At 42.4% G+C, this 16,318-nt stretch carries 12 protein-coding genes; 1 reads left to right on the forward strand and 11 read right to left on the reverse strand.

The window, feature by feature from the left end:
- Positions 1-4: 4 nt before the first annotated feature.
- From ESV85_RS15435 to ESV85_RS15455, 5 genes are all read right to left on the reverse strand, one after another.
- Positions 5-1,387: a restriction endonuclease subunit S gene (locus tag ESV85_RS15435; protein WP_146919105.1), complete on the reverse strand. Its 1,383-nt coding sequence runs from the start codon at positions 1,385-1,387 to the stop codon at positions 5-7.
- Positions 1,380-2,318 carry an ORF6N domain-containing protein gene (locus ESV85_RS15440; RefSeq protein ID WP_146919107.1) on the reverse strand — a complete coding sequence of 313 codons (939 nt, stop codon included), beginning with the start codon at positions 2,316-2,318 and terminating at the stop codon, positions 1,380-1,382. The genes ESV85_RS15435 and ESV85_RS15440 overlap by 8 nt, the downstream gene beginning before the upstream one ends.
- A gap of 201 nt (positions 2,319-2,519) precedes the next feature.
- Positions 2,520-2,897 (reverse strand): GxxExxY protein, encoded by a 378-nt coding sequence (locus tag ESV85_RS15445; RefSeq protein ID WP_146919109.1) that lies wholly within the window; start codon positions 2,895-2,897, stop codon positions 2,520-2,522.
- Between the two features lie 143 nt (positions 2,898-3,040).
- Positions 3,041-4,678 (reverse strand): type I restriction-modification system subunit M, encoded by a 1,638-nt coding sequence (locus ESV85_RS15450; protein ID WP_146919111.1) that lies wholly within the window; start codon positions 4,676-4,678, stop codon positions 3,041-3,043.
- 1,613 nt (positions 4,679-6,291) lie between these two features.
- Positions 6,292-7,137: a prohibitin family protein gene (locus ESV85_RS15455; RefSeq protein WP_146919112.1), complete on the reverse strand. Its 846-nt coding sequence runs from the start codon at positions 7,135-7,137 to the stop codon at positions 6,292-6,294.
- Positions 7,138-7,624: 487 nt separating this feature from the next.
- On the opposite strand from ESV85_RS15455, the gene ESV85_RS15460 reads away from it, so the two are divergent.
- Positions 7,625-8,290: a hypothetical protein gene (locus tag ESV85_RS15460; protein WP_146919114.1), complete on the forward strand. Its 666-nt coding sequence runs from the start codon at positions 7,625-7,627 to the stop codon at positions 8,288-8,290.
- Here ESV85_RS15460 and ESV85_RS15465 read toward each other — a convergent pair.
- The 6 genes from ESV85_RS15465 to ESV85_RS15490 form a co-directional block, all read right to left on the reverse strand.
- Positions 8,274-9,794 (reverse strand): GH3 auxin-responsive promoter family protein, encoded by a 1,521-nt coding sequence (locus ESV85_RS15465; RefSeq protein WP_146919116.1) that lies wholly within the window; start codon positions 9,792-9,794, stop codon positions 8,274-8,276. The two genes, ESV85_RS15460 and ESV85_RS15465, sit on opposite strands and share 17 nt — an antisense overlap.
- A gap of 203 nt (positions 9,795-9,997) precedes the next feature.
- A complete protein-coding gene (locus ESV85_RS15470; protein ID WP_146919118.1) occupies positions 9,998-10,999 on the reverse strand; it encodes a Gfo/Idh/MocA family protein in 1,002 nt (333 codons plus the stop codon).
- A 75-nt stretch (positions 11,000-11,074) separates the two neighbouring features.
- Positions 11,075-12,193 carry an acyltransferase family protein gene (locus ESV85_RS15475; RefSeq protein ID WP_146919120.1) on the reverse strand — a complete coding sequence of 373 codons (1,119 nt, stop codon included), beginning with the start codon at positions 12,191-12,193 and terminating at the stop codon, positions 11,075-11,077.
- Positions 12,194-12,198: 5 nt separating this feature from the next.
- Positions 12,199-13,536 carry a Gfo/Idh/MocA family protein gene (locus ESV85_RS15480; RefSeq protein WP_146919122.1) on the reverse strand — a complete coding sequence of 446 codons (1,338 nt, stop codon included), beginning with the start codon at positions 13,534-13,536 and terminating at the stop codon, positions 12,199-12,201.
- 127 nt (positions 13,537-13,663) lie between these two features.
- Positions 13,664-14,809 (reverse strand): N-acetylglucosamine-6-phosphate deacetylase, encoded by a 1,146-nt coding sequence (locus ESV85_RS15485; protein WP_146919124.1) that lies wholly within the window; start codon positions 14,807-14,809, stop codon positions 13,664-13,666.
- A gap of 88 nt (positions 14,810-14,897) precedes the next feature.
- Positions 14,898-16,226 carry a sugar MFS transporter gene (locus ESV85_RS15490; RefSeq protein ID WP_146919126.1) on the reverse strand — a complete coding sequence of 443 codons (1,329 nt, stop codon included), beginning with the start codon at positions 16,224-16,226 and terminating at the stop codon, positions 14,898-14,900.
- Between the last annotated feature and the right edge of the window lie 92 nt (positions 16,227-16,318).

Below are 16,318 nucleotides of genomic sequence, written 5' to 3' on the forward strand. Positions count from 1 at the left end.
GACTTTAGAGTATTTCCTCCTTCACCCTCACTCTCCCACTAATCAACTCCGGCAATAACATATCTCGAAGTTGAGTGAGTGTTTCGATTTCATTTGAGTTATCCGTTATTTTATTGAAGTTAGGTTTTGATAGTAAGTCAAACTTTTTCAAAAGCTCGTGATCTGGTAGTGCTAAAAAATATGAGTTAAAACATGAATTTTGAACTCGCTGCCTTCCAGATGAACCTACCATATTTTGAATGCAATGGTTTACAAATGCTTCAAATCTTGCTAAGCATGCTACAAATGGCGTTTTAATTTGATTTTTTCCTCTTAGAATAATAAACTCAGTTGATCCAAACCCAGCTTCATCACTTTTAAGGAAATCTACTATTGCTGTCTTACCGTTTTCTAGACAAGGTGTAATTCTAGCCAATAGAACATCTCCTTGTTTGAATTTGGCTCCACCACTATATCCCTTCTCAATAAAACCATCAATTGAATAGCCAGAAGTGGGAAGAGCCTTCATATCAACATATTTCCTAACCTCCCCCTTTTTAATAGATACGCTTGGATTTACATGGATTGCATTTTCTACAGATTTCACCTCCCACCCCTCAGGAATCCATTTCCCCAGCGTCTCATTAAAGACAAAAGAAGAAGGGAACTTTGCGGCAAGCTCAGGGGCCTTTGAGATTAGTTTCTTTGAATGTGGAACAAGCGCTCGCTTCTCAGCCATCTCCAGTAATTCATTGGGAATATCATTTCCTGCTGCAAGCGTGTTATCCAGCACAGGATCGAAGTCCACAAACCAGCTTTTAAACAAGGCTTGCGCCATGGCTTCCAGCGTTTGGTTCATCTGACGGTTTAGCTCGATCTTATCATCCAGCTTCCCTAAAATATGGGCTATGGCTTTTTGTTCGGGAAGAGGGGGAAGTAGAGTTTTAAATTGTTTTAGTTTAGCAACTGGAAGTCGAGCCTGATTAGCACTACCTCCCGCTGAGTTTCCTGCAAACCATCTGAACTCAATAGTTCTTAGGATATAAAAAAGGAATCGGTTATCAAGTTTTGTATTATCTGGTATTATACAGCAGGTATTTTGATTTTGAATTAAATCTCCAAGAGCTTTGGGAATTCTAATTACTTTACCAACAGCTGACGACCAATTAGGTGGCCAAGAACCAACCGTAGCTACGACAACATCTCCTTCATTCAGAAAATGTGATTTCCATTTTATGGCATGTTCTTTTGACACAAAATTACATTTACTTATATCAATCGAATCATCTGTAAAATCTGAAACTCTAGCTAGTTTCACTCCCCTATCAGAGAAATATTCCTGCTTTATCCCTGCTCCATTTCTAAATGTTGCCAATTCTCCAATTCCAATTTCTTCCCACTCACTCATACCCCAATACCTTTAAATTTTCCAGAATAGTAACTGTTCCTGCATCCATTTTGGAGAAGGCAAACCAGCGCTTGCCCAGATCTTTGATGGATGCTCCAATATGATAGATTTCCTTTACGTCCAGAATCAGAAATCGGTCGTGTGCTTTCGTAAACTCCTGAATCTGTATGGGTGGATATTGCGCATTGTACTTATCCAGATCTATTCGGAGTTGCTTGCCGATGGTTTTGGTGAAAATCGTGCATTTTACCCCATCTTTCCTTTTTCCCAGAAGCCACAGCACCGAATCATCCACATAGTTATCCAAGAGTAGAATGGATTTTTCTGCCTTGCGGACTAAGTCAGAAACAAATTGATGCGCATCAAACACCTGCCCATCAAAGAAAATCCCTTGCTTCGGCGCGGGATCTTTATTTTCCAAGGCTTTAAAAATCTGCTCGAACTTTTGATCCGATTCCAATTGCTTCAATTCTACCCGATCCATACGTTGGATGATCAATTGATTGGACGATAGTTGCTTGCGCATCGCAATAAACGCATTCATAATTTGGATACTGACCTGAATGGCAATATCAGATCTTAACACCGCAGAGAGCATAGCGACACCCTGCTCGGTGAATGCATAGGGTCTATACTTGATGTTTTTACCAAGTTTATTATTCAAGGTCACATTTTGTGACCTTGAATTTGAGGCTACATTTTGAAATCCCAGATGTCCAAACCGGTTGCAATTTGTGACCAGTTCAGATAAATCATTTTCGTTGAGTTGAAATCGAAATGAATCAGGAAAACGTGAAATATTTCGTTTTACGGCTTGATTGAGCACCTTAGTTTCGATTTGGTACAATTCAGCCAAATCACGGTCTATCATCACCTGCTGATCTTGAAAGGTGAAAATTCGATTTTCGATATGTTGCAGATCCTTACTCATGACTCAAAATCGTCTGAATCACGGATTGATACGGATTTTAGGATTTCACGGATTTTTCAATCCTAGACTTGATTCTTAAACTATTTATCATCTGTGTAATCTTTTAATCAGTTTAATCCGTGTTTTAGAATTTTCATTCCGTGCCATCCTTTAATCCCTCTAATCCGTGATTCTGACATTTTCATCCCTGGTTCAGACATTTCATCTTACCAATCGTTTAAATGTCATTGATTTGCTTCCGAAATTAATCAGCAAACCTACCTCAAGTTGATAGGCCTTCAAGTAGTTTAAGGCTTGAGCCAAATGGACATCTTCTAATTCCTTGATGGCTTTCAGCTCTACCAATACTTTTCCTTCCACCACAAAATCTGCCCGTCTTGTTCCCAAAGGATGCGCTAATTCCTTATACCAGATATCCTGTTCGATTTCTCTGGCAAACTCCAAATTCTTTTGAGCGAATTCATAAGCCAAGGCCCGTTGATAGATGACTTCTTGAAATCCATTTCCTAATTCCTTGTGTACCTCAAAGGCAGCCCCAATGATCTTTTCGGTTATTTCCTTATGTTTCAACTCAGTCATCCCTGTGATCTATTTAAATTCGTCAGAATCACAGATTGACACGGATCATTTGATTTCACAGATAGTTTGAACCTTCTTGCTATACTTCCTCTATATTTCATTTTACGTTTCTGTGTAATCCTTTAATCTATTAAATCCGTGATTCAGACATTGTATCCCAACACCTTTAAATTCTCTCGAATAGCCTGATCCAATTCCTCAGCTTGAGCCATTTGGTTTTTCAGTGTGGCGGTCAGTTCTGCCATCTTATCCTCGAAGTGAATTCCATCGTCTTCCTCTTCGGCCACGCCTACATAGCGACCGGGAGTTAGGACGTAGTCGTTGGCTTGGATCTCGGAAAGGGTGGCGGATTTGCAGTAGCCGGGGATGTCACCCCCCCAGCCCCCCTGAAGGGGGGAGTCGGAACCTTCTTCCTCCCCCTTTAGGGGGATTGAGGGGGTAAGGGGGATTGAGGGGGTAAAGTTGCGCCAAGTGTGATAGGTGTTGGCGATGTAGGCAATATCCTCTTTGGTGAGTTCTTTTTGGGTGCGGTCAATCATGCTACCGATTTGTCGGGCATCAATAAAGAGGGTCTCACCGCTTCGATCCCGAAACTCTTTTTCTGGATTCTCAGGATGTGGTCGTTGCTTCTTGTTTTTGGTCACAAACCATAGACAAACCGGAATCTGCGTGGTATAGAAAAGTTGACCCGGTAGCGCGATCATGCAGTCCACCATATCCTTATCCACCAGTTGCTGACGGATCTCGCCCTCACCGGAGGTATTGGTACTCATGGAGCCATTCGCCAAGACAAAGCCTGCCGTTCCGTTTTCGGAGAGTTTGCTCAGCATATGCAGAATCCAGGCATAGTTGGCATTTCCTGCCGGAGGTGTGGTAAAACCCGACCAGCGGGAATCATCTTCCAGTTCGTTCTTTTCCCTCCACTGACTTTGGTTGAAAGGTGGATTGGCCATGATGTAATCGGCCTTCAGATCGGGATGCTGATCTTTAAAGAAGGTATCCGCTGGCACATCACCCAGATTGGCAGAAATCCCCCGGATGGCGAGGTTCATTTTCGCCAGTTTATAGGTCACGGCAGTATATTCCTGCCCGTAGATGGAAATGTCTTTGGTATTGCCCTGATGGCTTCTCACAAAGTCTATACTCTGCACAAACATCCCTCCCGAACCGCAAGCCGGATCGTAGATCTTTCCCTTGTAGGGTTCGAGCATTTCTGCGATCAGGTTTACAATACACTTCGGCGTATAGAATTCTCCACCGCCTTTTCCCTCCGCAGCAGCGAAGCGACCCAAGAAGTATTCATAAATCCTCCCCACCACATCTTCCTCGGCATCGCCTACGGTATCGATGTTATTGATGGTATCGAGCAGGGCGGCAAGTTTGCTGGGATCGAGATTGAGTCGGGAAAAGTAATTGTCAGGTAGTGCGCCTTTAAGCGAAGGATTGTTCTTTTCGATGGTATGCAGGGCAGTATCGACGATCAAGGCGATGTTATCCTGTTTAGCATTGTCGATGACATGGTTCCAGCGGCTTTCCGGAGCGAGAAAGAAGACATTCTTCATATTGTAGAATTCCTTCATCTCCAGGTATTTCTCCTTGCCCTCTGCGATGAGTTCTTCCCTTCTTTGGGAAAAGGTATCGCTGGCAAACTTTAAAAAGATCAAGCCCAGCACGACGTGTTTGTATTCTGAGCTTTCTACTGTTCCTCTGAGTTTATTGGCCGAATCCCAGAGGGTTTCTTCCATGGACTTTTGATTCTTTTGGGCTGCTTGTTTAGCCATTAGGTATGGGATCTTTTTAGAATTGATTGATTCTTACTGAAATTTCAAGCAAGCCAAAAACATGAAGCGTGCATACGTTTTAAAAAATTTCAGAACTAAGAACACTTAAAGATATAAAAGTTCGTCACCAAGAAAAGGCGGTTCATCAAATATTTTGGCTGTTTTGAAATGTGAATGCTTTATGTTTTCCTATTTGGTTGATGTGAATTACACTATAAAAATGAAACTCGTTTCCAGCCTCCCGCACAGGCATTCGTTTCCAAAAGAAGGTTTTGGGCGGGAGGGGGAATTGTTCGGTTACCTTTTTACCATGGGTTGAAACCCGGGGCTACCGATATGTCGCTCCTACGGAGCTGTTTCCGATTATAAGCTTCTTTGCGAATCCTTTGTGCCCTTTGCGACTCGGCGGTAAAAATGAAAATCGTTTCCATCCTCCCGCATAGGCATTCGTTTCCAAAAAATGGCTTTAGGCGGGAGTCATAGAGATTTGTTGACCAAGATACCATGGGTTGCACCCATGGCTATTGAAAGGTTGGACCACTTCGTGGTCATTCAAAAAAGTACTACAGTTCATGTCGTGCCCCACTAAATCTGGAATATGTAATCCAGTAAAAGCAATCACCTATTCCATTTACTACAATCGCTATTCGTGTGGGCGCGGTGGGACGACACAGCAGCGGGCCAGCGTCCGGCAAGTGCGGTGGGAGCTTTGCTGTGTCTTGATCTTTTGGTTCTTTTGCATCAAGGCAAAAGAACGTAGAGATAAAAATGGAGCTTCACGAGCGTGCTGTTCGGGTCTCAATAGTTATCGGGATGCAATCCCGAACCTGTATCGCGTGAATTTGTAATTCCGTAAATCATAACCTCTTGGATGATCTATACAATGGGAACAAAATAAAATTCGTTTCCATCCTCCCGCATAGGTATTCGTTTCCAGAAGATGATTCTGGGCGGGAGGGGGAATGATTTATTGATCTCTATACCCCGGGTTAAAACCCGTGGCCCCGCCACGGCGGGCAAGTTATTAATGGTTTGACTACTTCGTAGTCATTCAAAACCATATGATTAGTAAACTACTACGAGCAATCACTAAATCATTTACCACAAAACTGGTTTTTAGGGCGCGGTGAACTGTCGTGGCCCTGGCCGAAGGAGGAAGCGGGCCAGGGTTCGGCATGTTCGGCTGAAGTCCCGATAGCTATCGGGATGCCAAGACTTGATCTTTTGGTTCTTTTGCATCAAGGCAAAAGATCAAGGAGAAAGAAAATAAAAGCCTTTTCCATCCTCCCGCATAGACATACATTTCCAGAAGATGATTCTGAGCGGGAGGGGAATTGTTTATTAATCTTATTACCATGGGTTCCGCAAGCTTCACCCATGGCCCCGCCAAGGCGGGCAGGATACAAAAATGTCGCTCCTAGGGAGCTTTTCTGGGTGATAATTTCCTCTGCTGAATTCTTCGTGACCATTGCGACTCGGAGGTAAAAAAAATCAGATTTCTCCTTTTAAGTTAAGCACCTTACTGCAATATTCTCATAAAAAAACTACCGACTGAGAACAGCCGGTAGTTTTGAAAAGGTAAACCTCTTTGAGGTTATTAATCTTACACCTTCTTAATTTTTCCCTACCTCACCTACTCCAATAAATGGAATCGCGCCGGCACCAGTCACCTCAGGTAAAATACCATTCCATTTCTCAATGGCTTTAAGGTTGGCTTCGATCTTTCTAAGCTCAATCAAATCAGGTGAAATATTCATTTTCTGTAGTCTTAACGCCTCAGCTTCTGCTGTAGCCGCTGCGATCGTTTGCTCTGCTTCCACTTTGATTCTGTCCAAATCTCTCTTTGCTTTCAGTGCATTTTGCTCGGCTGTTTGCTTCGCTTCAATGGCATCTGTAAAGGTTTGAGAAAAACTAAAATCCATGATAGAGAATGCATCCACTGCGATGTTTGACTCCAGTAATCTGGCTTTTAGCGCTTCTTTCATTTCAGAACTAACAGCAGGTCTTTTGGTAATCAACTCTTCAGCTGTATATCTAGCAGAAACTGCTTTCATTACTTCCTGGATCGCAGGATCGATGATTCGCTCCTTAAACTGCAAGCCAATGGTTTGGTACACCAAATTTGCTGCATCAGGTATCACATGGTAGTTAAGTGCTACTGACATATCCACATCCTGAAGATCAGAAGAGGAAGAGGCAGCATCGGTCAAAACTTTCTGGATTTTAACGTCCATCAGAATTACGGTTTGCACCACAGGCATTTTGAAGTGAATTCCCTCACTCAAAACCTTGTCCTGCACAGCACCGAAGTTCTGCACAATACCTCGTTGTCCTGCTCCCACTTGAACCCATGGTTTGAAGACAAAAAGTAGCACGACCAAAACACCTAAAATGATCAAATATCTTAGGGGACCGTTTTCCCATACTTTCTTAATGTCACTCATACTTTGATCAGTCATAGTTATTTTCTTTTGTCACGAAGGTGAGTTTTCTACCGCTTCAGTGCGTTACATCGTATCACAGCATTCTTACACATATCGCAGGTTATTTTTTAGTTATAAAATATAAGAAACTGATTTATAGCTATTTCATGCTGTTCGTATCAAGAGTCTTATCGCAGAATATCTGCTTCCAATAATCAATCTTCGCAGCATTTCTTTAGGTCTAATGTGGACTCACAATAGCTTTTAAGAGTGTAAAAAATCAATTTCCAATCTGCCGCATTTAGTGTTTAATTGTTGAATCTTCCCACCGCGACAACGAAACTGACCATTGTGATAAACAACAACAACTGTAATCACCTTCGCATATGGTAAATCTAATCCAAGCCTGCTAGTATTAACCGATTCTCCAATCTCCTAATCTCTAAATCTCTAATCTCTTTTCTCCAATCTCCCATTCCTCCTTATCCAAATGCTGGTATGTTCTTTGTTTCTATATAGATCAATGCGACACAAATACAAAGTTATTTCGGGGGTGTTGGTCCTTACCGCGCTAGTAGCCCTTTCCTTCAAATCGGATAATGCAGCTTCTGTACCTACCAACTCACCTGCTTTTTCAGATGGGATCAATACTAATATCAGAAAGGCTTTTCTGGAAGTATGGCAGCAGTACAAGCCATTGCATAGTTACGGGTTTGAGGTAGTACAAGAACAATTGAGTGCTTCAACCATGCAGGCTCAACCTGTGATTGATTTCCATAATTTATTTGGGAAAAAACGCGGATATAGATTAAGCCTGTCTGAAAAAGTTTTAGACTCCGAAGATCTAATTGTGGGCGATTTACCTGAGGAAGTATTGAAAGGATGGTTTGCGCATGAATTGGGACATATGATAGATTACGAAAACCATTCAAATGCAGGAATGATCGTTTACGGGATTCGTTACTCTCTCTCTGATCAATACAAACGCGAGCGTGAACATGAAGCTGATAGCATTGCTATACGACATGGATTTAGAGAGGAAATTATTGTGGCCAAAAAATACCTGTTGGAAAACGACTTTATTTCTCCTGCTTATCAAAATCAAATCAGCAAGTACTACATGTCTATACGTGGCGCAGAACTTTGCCCTGATGGAATAGCACCAGTACTTCCTAAGGTTGAGATATAAATTCCAGAAGCGTCTTCATTTTTTCTTCTTTCATCACTTTTGGAGTTTTGGTCTGCCCTCCTTTTCTATTTGTTTGAGCCAAAAAAGCTGTGTACTCCTCTTTAGAGATCACTTTTACTGAAATACCCTTAAGTGCTTTGGATCGGGCAACGGTGTAATTTTTATTCGCTGATTTAAGTAAATCATCTAGTTTCTCAGCCAACCCTTCAGATTTCACATCAGATACTAGCACCCATTGATGTATATAATCTCCTTGGTCATTTTTCACCGCAGCCACCATATATTCATTGATGGTGGTTTTCAAATAACCGGCTAACTCCAGTATAGCTTTATCCATTTTCTCCTCCGAAAGCTGAGAGCCAACCACATTTAGGAAGAATTTGGTACGTCCAGTAATCTTAATCTGAGGAGGATTCAGGGATTCAAACCGTATCACATCTCCAATGACATAACGCCAAGCACCCGCACAGGAGCTCAGTAATAGCACGTATTCCTTGCCTACTTCCACCTCATTTATTCCCAATACAAGAGGCTCGCTGAGCGGGTCTCCCGACTCATTTATCCCTCGCTTATCAAAGGGAATAAATTCAAAAAAGTAACCGTGATTCAAGGCCAATTTCATAGACATAGTATCAGGTCTACTGCTGTATGCAATAAAGCCTTCTGATGCCAGGTAGGTATCCAAAATCGTAATAGGTGTTCTGCAAAGTGCTTCAAAATCTTCTCGGTAGGTTTCGAAGGCTACTCCTCCGGAAGCATACACCTGAAAGTTTGGCCAGATTTCATGAATATTGTTCAATTGATGACGCGCTATGATTCTCTTCAGCATGAGAAGTACCCAAGAAGGAATTCCGGCAATTGCTCCAATATTCCACTCTGGAGCCTGCTCTGCAATGGCTTCTACCCGCTCGTCCCAGTCTCTGATGGCAGCGATTTCCTTTCCCGGTCTGTAGAAGATGTCGTACCAATCGGGGAAATTACTCACATTGATCCCTGAAATCTCTCCTTCCTGAAAGCCCTGTACGTTTTGATCCAAACTGGCGGAACTGCTCAGCATTAAAACCTCTGACTCAAAAAGAGATTCAGGGAAATCGAACTCATGAAGTGAATTGACCATGGAGGTGCCTACAGATTTCATGGTTGCCATAAACTCATCTGTAATTGGGATTCTTTTACTGCTGTTGCCTGTGGTTCCGCTACTTCTAGCAAAAAAATTTGGTCTGCTAGGCCAAGTAATATCCTCAAAACGTTCCTGCCTTGACCACCACTGCTCATGCATTTGCTCGTAATTGAAAATTGGAACCTCTTTTCTAAAGGATGAAATAGGATTTTCAGATTTTAGAATGTCCTCAAAACCATAATACTTTCCGAAGGCTGTATTCTTTGCCTGGCTTAAAAGTTCTTTTAACTGTTTTTCTTGAGAATGCTGTGGGCTTTCCTCTGATGATGTAAGTTTTGAAGTGATATCTAAACCAGCTTTTACGAGCTTTCCTATGAGGGCCATATGTTATCTTTTGCTATCTAAATGAACAAAGGCCATGCCTTAAGGGGACGATAGAAGTCGTATTTGTAATTCATATGAGATTTACGAAGTACGATTTACGGCATTTTTGATATGGGATGACTTGTTCTGATCCTCATGGATTCTATTTACTTCGTAATTCAATGTTCTTCATTCAACATTCTCTTAATCTCTAATCTCCCTTTTCACATCACAGAACTAACTGCAACCGCTTCTCCTCCCCTTCTTTTGCTTTCATCGGCAGCTTCCATAAAGGCATAGATCTCTAAAGTCTCCACAGGATCCACAGGTGATACGCCCGACTTAAAGAATTCAGCAATTTTTACAGCCAAGGGTTCATAGCCCTCATATTTTCCCAACACCAAGTTTCCTTCTGAGCCGAAAGCAGTTCCACCATATTCATGTTTTCCCGTTCTCGTCCCTCTAAAAGTCCCTATTCTCCCATCTTTCCACTTTCCGGTCACTACGTCAGCATCAGGAGTATGCGTTCGGCTCACGGACTCGCATCCTGGTCCCATTACTGTAAAAAGGATTTCCACACCGTGGATTCCGTACCAAAATAAATCCGGATGCCCTGCTTCTACGGTGGCTGGACTGAATGTATCACAACCAAGAACCTTTCCGATTTTCCCCTCATGGCGGACAGCTTGTGCATTGCTCATGTATCTCAGTGAGGAGGCGGAGAAAATGGGCACTTTATTATTTGCAGCTTCCTGATAGATCAATTGGGTATCAGCAAAACTCGAAGCCACAGGTTTGTCTATAAAAAAAGGCTTTCTTGCCTGAATTACCTTTCTAGCCTGAGCTAGTCTTGGCTTTCCGTCATTGGTTTCCAATAGCACCACATCGACTTTTTCGAGTAAAGCTTCAATAGAATCTGTGATCTCTACTCCCAAATCTTTGACTTGCTTAATGTAATCCGGAATCCTATCCATAGAGGATTTGATATCCCTGCTACCATAAGGATAAGCTGCCGTCACTTTGAAGCCAGCCAGTTCCGGTCTTGGATTTTCTGCGTTGAAAAGTTTGGTAAATGCAGGAGAATGTGAAGTATCCAAGCCTATAATTCCAATTCTTATTGGATCTGCTAGAGTTTTTGCAAAAAGAGAAAAGGGCAAAGTACTGAGACTTGCGGCTGTTGCCAATGCGCTAGATTTCTTGATAAAAGATCTTCTACTATTTTTCATAAAACTCTTTGAATGGTGTTGATTAAACTGATTTTGCACTCAAACTAGCATCGGAACTGAAAACCGATAACTGGGCTACACTTTAAAGAAAATTTTCTTACGGTAAAGGAAATACAGAAATAGCCAAACCAAGGCCAATGCACCAAGGCTTTCCATAACTGGTTGCCAGGTTTCTCCTAAGGGTTTGTAAAGTCCTTCAAACAGCAATCTGGAGGTATATCTGAAATTGACAAAGCGGTAAATAAGGTAGATCGTCAAACTATTCATCCCTATAATCACAAAGAAGAAGGACCATTTTTGGAATTTGAGGATATCGATGATCCAGTAGAACATGCCGAGGAAAAGAAAGGACATTCCAGAAGTCAAGAGTATGAAAGAACTGGTCCACAAGCGCTTGAAAATCGGAAAATGTAGGCTCCATACCAATGCAATGACAATACAAATCAAACTGGTAAGCAGGATTTTCTTGAGTTTTTGGTGTTGAGAAAGGCTATCCTTTTTCAGAATTTCCCCTCCAAAAGCTCCCAAAATCGTAAGACAGATTGCTGGAAAAGTAGTCAGGATTCCCAATTCATCGTATTGTCCTTGAAGTAACCTGCCAGGGAGGAAAGACCTATCAAACCATCCAACAAAATTCCCTTCAAAACTCAGGTCTCCAGCTCCAAAGCCTGGAACCGGAATCAAGAAAACAGCCGCATAATAGAGCAGCAAAATGGCTCCTACGACCACCAGACGTTTTTTCGAGTCAAAATTGAGGCAAAGCAGCGTAGTGATAAATCCAGCTATCCCGATTCTTCCAAGCACAGATCCTAGCCGGATTTGTTCCCAGTCAAAGAAGGGAAAAGGCGCATTTTTAACCAACAAGCCAAAGCCTATCAAAATGAGCATTCGGATAAAGGATTTTCTATAAATCTCTTTTTTAGAAATATGAAGCTCCTGTGCTTTGCCTAATGAAAAAGGAATAGAAACTCCCGAAATAAAAAGAAAGAGCGGGAAAATAAAGTCATAGAAGGTAAAGCCAATCCACTCCGGATGTTCAAATTGGAGGGCCAGCCCATTCAACCTGCCCCACGTTGTCTTGCCTTCAAGACTACTAAAAAAAGCATCTGCTCCACATATCATTAACATGTCAAAACCTCTCAATGCATCAATAGATACTAGACGTTTCGATTTGGTAGTTAGAGTCAAAGCCATTTGGATTAAAGTTTAGGTTCCCAGCCTTTTTCATACTCTCTTCCCCACAGCTTCATCGCTTCTTTATCATTTAAAATCCTTCCTGAACTCTGGTCAATCTCTAAAGATCTTCCAGTTCGGTAGGAAATATTACCCAGATGGCACAGCATGACACTTTTTACAATTTCCTGATACGGGGAGATTTGTTTCTCTCCTTTGGTAATGGCATTGGTGAAATTCGTGAAATGTGCAATATCCATATCAAATCCAGCGCCTCGCTGATCCACAACCGTATTGCTTGTAGGTTCAGCGCTTTTTATGAGTTTGTTTGCGTTGTCGTAGATTTTATAGGAATTATCCAGTAATTCCAGTGTACCATTTTCCCCATGAAAGGAAACGCCTGAACCCATATCGTTGATTCCTCTGCGGTTGCAGCTTCTACCTTCCCAAAGAATGCTTTTGCTGTCTTCGAAATCAAATGAAGCAATCTGCGTATCGGGAGTCTGCCAATCGTCTTTGAAGTGATAACGGCCACCGCTGGAATAGGCTTTTTTCGCATAGTCCACATTCAATCCCCAGCGCGCCAAATCCAGAAAGTGAACCCCGTTATTGACAATTTCTCCTGTGCCCCAGTTCCAGAACCAGTGCCAGTTGTAGTGAATCAGATTGTCTTTGAAAGCTGCTCTCGGCGCCGGCCCCTGCCAAAGTTCGAAGTCCAACCACTCAGGAACCGCTACTTCCTTTCCAAAACCAATCGATTGACGGGAATTGGTGTACCAGGCACGGGCATAATATGCATTGCCTATTACTCCGCCATGTAGTTCTGCGATTGCTTCCTGCACTCTCGGCCATGACCTTCGCTGATTGCCCATTTGGACAATTTTCCCGTATTCAGAAGTTGCCTTTGAAAGCAATTCGCCCTCTGCTGGATTATGGCTTCCCGGTTTCTCTACATACACATGTTTGCCAGCTTTCAAAGCCATCAAGGCCATCGGAGTATGCCAGTGATCTGGCAAAGCGATAGATATTGCATCTACATTTTTATCATCCAGCGCCCTTCTGAAATCAGAAATTCCCTGTGGCTTGTTTGTTACTCCGGACTTTTCAGCCAGGGCCAAACCATTGGTAACCGCTCTGGAATCTACATCGCAGAGGTATGAGATTTCTGCATTTGGAACTTTAGCAAAAGCCTGAACATGCTGGGAGCCTCGCCCATTCACACCCATGATTGCTACGCGAACCTTGTCCTGAACGGGGTATTGGGATAAAATATTGAATGAATGTGCCGAACTCATCACTCCCAAACCCAGACTTCCAGTAGCTACGGTTTTGATAAAATTCCTTCGATTTACTTCCTTTTTCATGTTTTTATAATTGTTTTTTAGTGGTCACATGGAATCTCGCAGGGATTTTAATCATCCTAGTGTGTGATTTTTTAGTCATGCTCGATTTCATAGGTGAGTGGTTTTGGGGTTAATGATTCGCGTAGGATCAGGCGGAAAATACTTCCCTCCCATGTTTGATTGTTTTGAGGACTTCGAGCTTACCATCTTCTTGCTTTCTACACAAGATCAAATCGGCAATCGCTCCCTCTTTAAATAGTATATGACCAGCGTTTACTAGTTTTTCGGGACGGACAGAAGCCATTTCCCAAGCTTCGGCTAGGGATGCAAGCTTATTTTTGATTAAGAAAGAAACTCCGCTACGGATATTGGATGCCGATCCGGCGAGGATGGAAGGATTGGATTTGAGGTGCAGCTTGCCTTCTGGAGTTAAGGTGACTTCTCCGCCAATGTGAAGCTTATAGTCCCCTGCAGGCATTCCTGACAGTGAGACTGAGTCGCTAACAAGCATAAGGTCTTCTTTTTTCACTTTCTGAAAAACCTGAATGACTTCCGCCGGTAGATGAAATCCATCGGCAATAATGGATGCTCCCAGATCATCCTGAGACAATTGTGACCAGATATAATTTGGATGGCGGGCAAGGATTGGATGTGCTCCATTTCCAAGGTGGGTTGACAAACTAGCCCCTGCATCGACAGCATCCAGGATTTGCTGGTGTGTCGCATTCGTATGACCAATAGAAACCAGAATCCCGTGTTCCACACATCTTTCGATAAAGGGAACGGCATTTTCCCATTCCGCAGAAAGAGTGATAATTTTAATCAGGCCTTTCGCTTCAAGCTGCCACTTTTGAACCAAACTCCAGTCAGGAGCAATGATAAATTCTTTGGGATGTGCTCCTCTTGGGCCATCCATAGGAGAAATAAACGGACCTTCTATATGCAGTCCTTCTATGCTCATTCTGGACAATTCATCTGATTTCCGAAGGGAAACAATCTGAAGAATTAACTGACTGATCTGCTCGGGATCGTTGGTGATAATCGTGGGAAAATGTGTCGTGACTCCCTCTTGATATAAAAGTCTGGAAATGCTGGCCAGATTCATAGGATCTGACTGAACCTCATTGTAATCTATTCCTCCATAGCCATTGACCTGAATATCAGTAAAGCCAGGCCCTAGAATCAGGTTTTGATCTAAAGGAGTCTGAGTTTCTGAGATGCTATCAATGATTCCTTCGGAAAAAGAAATCTCGATCGCTGATCCATCGCGGTATGAGTTGCCTTGGATTTTCATCTGTTTATAATTTGTTTTTCAAAGGTCATATGGAATCTCGCTTGGAGAATAATCTTGATGAGGTAATATTCTTGTGTCATGCTCGATTTCATTTTGCAAAAACCCATTTTCTGACCTTATGCCCATATGCCGCATAATAAACTAGGTAGAGATAACAAGGGAAAAGTACCCAATAAGCAAAGCGGACATCGTACAAATCAGCTAGGTATCCGTAGAACAATGGCAAAATTGCATTACCACATAGCCCCATGATCATGATGGATGCTCCAAGTTTGGTGAATCGGCCAAGACCGTCCAGCGCCAATGGCCAGATTCCTGCCCAGACCAAGGAATTAGCCAAGCCGAGCAGAACCACAAACCAGATGGAGACATCTGTAGTGATACCAAAAAGCGTAACATCACCGGAAGTGAATAAAATCAAGAGCGTGAAAGTCGTGCCCAAAAGCGTGCATATCCTTAAAATATTGACCTGAGAAATCACCTTTGGAATTAATGATATCCCGATCAGGTATCCGATAATGGTGAAAGCAAGTGTAAAGGATGGAAAAACTTTGGCTTCCATCAATCCGATTCCATAGGAGTTGGCATAGCCAATCACAGTATCGATGGCAATCACCTGGGTGCCCACATGAAGGAAAATAGCCAATGCTCCCAAAATCAAATGAGGGAATTGTAAGATCGAGGTTTTGCTTGAATTGGCTACGGCAAGCTCTGCACTTTCATGCTCCGTATCGATTTCTGGAAGTGGTGAAAAACGCACCAGAATTCCCAAACCTACCAGCACGGTTCCCACAACAGCGTATGGAGTGATTACTCGTTGGATCAACTCATCCAATACAGCATTTTTTTCAAGCTCTCCCATGGTTTCCAGCTGCTGGAAAAGTTCGGTATCTCCTACTCTGAGTACCACCGCAGCAAAGATGATGGGAGCCAGAATTCCTGCACCTTTATTGAAAATCCCCATAATACTGATCCTCTGAACAGCTTTATCTTTAGGCCCCAAAATAGTTACGTATGGATTAGCGGCAGTTTGAAGTACTGCGAGACCTGTTCCCAAGGTGAAAAGTCCCAACAGGAATACTTCGTAGGTCCTTCCTATAGCCGCTGGAATAAAGATGTACGCACCTACAGCCATGATGAAAAAGCCAAACATCATCCCCTTTTTAAAACCGACTGCTTTAAGTAAGTAGGATGAGGGAATTGACATCACCAAATAGGAAATGTAAAAAGCGAATGCAACCAGGTAGGAATCAAAATTACTGAGTGTGAAAGCTATTTTGAAATAGGGAATCAGGATGGCATTGATCCAGGAAACGAATCCAAAGACAAAAAAAAGGACTCCGATGATTGCTATAGAGATCCAGGTATCCTTTTGACTTAATGACTCCGATTTTACGGCCATTTTTTTTGAGGGCATAGCTCTTTTGGGCTGGTTATAAAGAATGGTGAACTCAAAATGATCAATTGAGTATCTCTATAAATACAAAATATTTCCTCAGTAATACAAGA

This window comes from Algoriphagus aquimarinus (assembly GCF_007997215.1).
Taxonomy (GTDB): Bacteria; Bacteroidota; Bacteroidia; order Cytophagales; family Cyclobacteriaceae; genus Algoriphagus; species Algoriphagus aquimarinus_A.

Excerpts from the sequence above, each read along its gene's own strand:
- ESV85_RS15435 (WP_146919105.1), bottom strand. The coding sequence starts at position 1,387 with ATGAGTGAGTGGGAAGAAATTGGAATTGGAGAATTGGCAACATTTAGA.
- ESV85_RS15440 (WP_146919107.1), bottom strand. The coding sequence starts at position 2,318 with ATGAGTAAGGATCTGCAACATATCGAAAATCGAATTTTCACCTTTCAA.
- ESV85_RS15445 (WP_146919109.1), bottom strand. The coding sequence starts at position 2,897 with ATGACTGAGTTGAAACATAAGGAAATAACCGAAAAGATCATTGGGGCT.
- ESV85_RS15450 (WP_146919111.1), bottom strand. The coding sequence starts at position 4,678 with ATGGCTAAACAAGCAGCCCAAAAGAATCAAAAGTCCATGGAAGAAACC.
- ESV85_RS15455 (WP_146919112.1), bottom strand. The coding sequence starts at position 7,137 with ATGACTGATCAAAGTATGAGTGACATTAAGAAAGTATGGGAAAACGGT.
- ESV85_RS15460 (WP_146919114.1), top strand. The coding sequence starts at position 7,625 with ATGCGACACAAATACAAAGTTATTTCGGGGGTGTTGGTCCTTACCGCG.
- ESV85_RS15465 (WP_146919116.1), bottom strand. The coding sequence starts at position 9,794 with ATGGCCCTCATAGGAAAGCTCGTAAAAGCTGGTTTAGATATCACTTCA.
- ESV85_RS15470 (WP_146919118.1), bottom strand. The coding sequence starts at position 10,999 with ATGAAAAATAGTAGAAGATCTTTTATCAAGAAATCTAGCGCATTGGCA.
- ESV85_RS15475 (WP_146919120.1), bottom strand. The coding sequence starts at position 12,193 with ATGGCTTTGACTCTAACTACCAAATCGAAACGTCTAGTATCTATTGAT.
- ESV85_RS15480 (WP_146919122.1), bottom strand. The coding sequence starts at position 13,536 with ATGAAAAAGGAAGTAAATCGAAGGAATTTTATCAAAACCGTAGCTACT.
- ESV85_RS15485 (WP_146919124.1), bottom strand. The coding sequence starts at position 14,809 with ATGAAAATCCAAGGCAACTCATACCGCGATGGATCAGCGATCGAGATT.
- ESV85_RS15490 (WP_146919126.1), bottom strand. The coding sequence starts at position 16,226 with ATGCCCTCAAAAAAAATGGCCGTAAAATCGGAGTCATTAAGTCAAAAG.